Source organism: Arthrobacter agilis, from assembly GCF_002953615.1.
Taxonomy (GTDB): Bacteria; Actinomycetota; Actinomycetes; order Actinomycetales; family Micrococcaceae; genus Arthrobacter_D; species Arthrobacter_D agilis_B.
Window position 1 is genome coordinate 641,989 of the sequence record NZ_CP024915.1, and the last position, 2,392, is coordinate 644,380.

At 71.1% G+C, this 2,392-nt stretch carries 3 protein-coding genes and 1 pseudogene; all 4 read right to left on the reverse strand.

The genetic code is table 11. The features are described 5' to 3' along the window. Nucleotides 1-391, reverse strand: a 391-nt coding sequence (locus CVO76_RS03135; RefSeq protein WP_208740642.1) for a MarR family transcriptional regulator, incomplete at its 3' end; no start/stop codon positions are given. 32 nt (nucleotides 392-423) lie between these two features. After that, on the reverse strand, nucleotides 424-945 hold the full coding sequence (locus CVO76_RS03140; RefSeq protein WP_208740643.1) for a gamma carbonic anhydrase family protein: 522 nt from the start codon (nucleotides 943-945) through the stop codon (nucleotides 424-426). A gap of 91 nt (nucleotides 946-1,036) precedes the next feature. Continuing rightward, on the reverse strand, nucleotides 1,037-1,897 hold the full coding sequence (gene purU, locus CVO76_RS03145) for a formyltetrahydrofolate deformylase (protein WP_133082729.1): 861 nt from the start codon (nucleotides 1,895-1,897) through the stop codon (nucleotides 1,037-1,039). Beyond that, nucleotides 1,898-2,392 (reverse strand): annotated as a pseudogene (locus CVO76_RS03150) (pyridine nucleotide-disulfide oxidoreductase); the annotation flags it as partial.

Consider the following 2,392-nt stretch of genomic DNA (forward strand, 5'->3'; position numbering starts at 1 on the left):
TGTGGCCGAGGGGGAGGCTGACGGCCGCCTCCTGGACGACGCGGTAGTTCGGGCTGGCGAGCACGACGCGGAGGTGGCGCCGGCCGATGTCGATGCCCGCGGCCACCTGGCCGTTGTCGTTGAGGATCACCGACAGCGCCCGCCGGCCGGAACTGGTGGTCGGAGCCGTGCTGACGACGCCGGTCGCGGCCATCACCTTGACGATGTTGGAGACCGTCGCCGTGGACAGTCCGGTCTGCCGCGACAGCTCCGCCTGCGTCTGGGGCCCGCCGCTCATCAGGGCCGCGATGACCCGCTGCTGGTTCTGCTCGCGCAGGGCGGACTGCGAGCCCGGCTTCGGAAGCGGGGCGCTCAGGCTTGTCCTCGCCGTCGAGGGGGGATCTGCGGGCATGATCTCTAGGGTGCCGCAGGGCTCCCTTGTAGTCAAGAAGTTAACGCGGCGCGATGTTCCTGTGCGAGGGACCGGTAGCGATCGGCGTTGGCCTTCACGGCGTCGACCTCGGCGTCGTCGAGCTGCCGGCGCACCTTGCCCGGGACGCCGGCCACGAGGGAGTGCGGGGGGACGACCGTCCCCTCGAGCACCACGGCGCCCGCGGCGACGAGGGAGCCGGAGCCGATCACGGCACCGTTCAGGACCGTGGCTCCCATGCCGATCAGGCAGTCGTCCTCGATGGTGCAGCCGTGCACGACGGCGGCGTGCCCCACGCTCACGCCGGCGCCGATGTGCGCGGGGTACCCGGGATCGGCGTGGACCACCACGTTGTCCTGCAGGTTCGTGCCCTCGCCGATCTGGATGGCCGAGGTGTCGGCCCGCACGACGGCGCCGTAGAACACGCTCGCGAAGGGCCCCAGCACCACCTCGCCGATGAGGGAGGCCGTCGGGGCGGTGAATGCCGAATCGCTGACGTCGGGGGTCTTGCCGCGGAAGGGGATCAGGTGTGCCATGGCGCCAGCCTAGGCGACGCCCGGCCGGCCGGGGAGTGATCGGTGCCGGTCGGCGAAGGGCGGCCGGTGAAGGCGGGTTCGCTCGGATCCGTCAGTTGAAGACGATGGTGCGGCGCCCGTCGAGGAGGACGCGGCGCTCGGCGTGCCACTGCACCGCCTGGACGAGGGCCCTGCCCTCGAGTTCGCGCCCGATCGACGTGAGCTGCTCTGCCGTCCGCGCGTGGTCCACGCGGATGACCTCCTGCTCGATGATCGGCCCCTCGTCGAGGGCGCCGGTGACGTAGTGGGCTGTGGCGCCGATCAGTTTTACTCCTCGGGCGTGGGCCTGGTGGTACGGCCGAGCCCCCTTGAAGGACGGCAGGAACGAGTGGTGGATGTTGATGGCGCGCCCGAGCAGGTCCTCGCAGAGCTCGTCACTGAGGATCTGCATGTAGCGGGCGAGCACCACGAGTTCGATGTCGTGCCGGTCCATCAGGGCTCGCAGTTCGGCCTCGGCCTCCGCCTTGGTCGCGGGAGTCACCGGGATGTGGTGGAACTCGACCCCGTAGAAGGCGGCGAGGTCCTCGAGGTCACGGTGGTTGGACACGATCACCGGGATGTCGATGGCCAGGGTCCCGGAGCGGTGCTGGAACAGGAGGTCGTTGAGGCAGTGCGCGGCCCTGGACACCATGATGAGCGTGCGCGTCCGCCGCTCGGACCGCGCGAGCGCCCACTCCATCCCGAACTCCGCGGCGACGGGTTCGAGGGCCGAGCGGAGCTCCTGTTCCGGCGCGTCCGTGGCGAGTGCCACACGCATGAAGAAGGTGCCCGTGTCCGGGCTCCCGTACTGCTGGGACTCGGTGATGTTGGCGCCCACGCCGACCAGGGCGCCGGACACGCCGTGGACGATGCCGGGCCTGTCGGGGCACGAGAGCGTCAGCGAATAGGAACGGGAGGTGTCGGGGGAGGTCACCTACGCCAGATTACCGGCAGGCCCCTCATGTGACGCGATGCTTCGGAGGGCGCCTACCGCGGCTGCCGCCGCGGTGCGGCCCGCACGGGAAGCACCGAGGGTCGATGCCGATGCCCCGTAGCCGACGAGCAGGAGTCGCGGCTCCCGTCGGACGTGGACGCCGTCCATCCGGATGCCGCCGCCGGGCTCGCGGAGGCGCAGCGGGGCCAGGTGGTCCAGCGCGGCCCGGAATCCGGTGGCCCACAGGACGACGTCGATCGGCTCCTCCGATCCGTCGGTGAACACGGCGGAGTGGTTTAGGAGCCGGGCCAGTGGTCCCCGCGACACGAGGATGCCGGCGTCGATCCCGGCCTGGTACTGGGCGGTGAGGGACAACCCGGTCACGGACACCACGCTGGCCGGTGGGAGCCCGGCGCTCGTGCGGGCGTCGACCTCGGCCTCGACCTCCCTGCCCCACTCCGGATCGAACGGCCGGCGGTACCTGCTGAACCGACC

Excerpts from the sequence above, each read along its gene's own strand:
- CVO76_RS03140 (WP_208740643.1), bottom strand. The coding sequence starts at position 945 with ATGGCACACCTGATCCCCTTCCGCGGCAAGACCCCCGACGTCAGCGAT.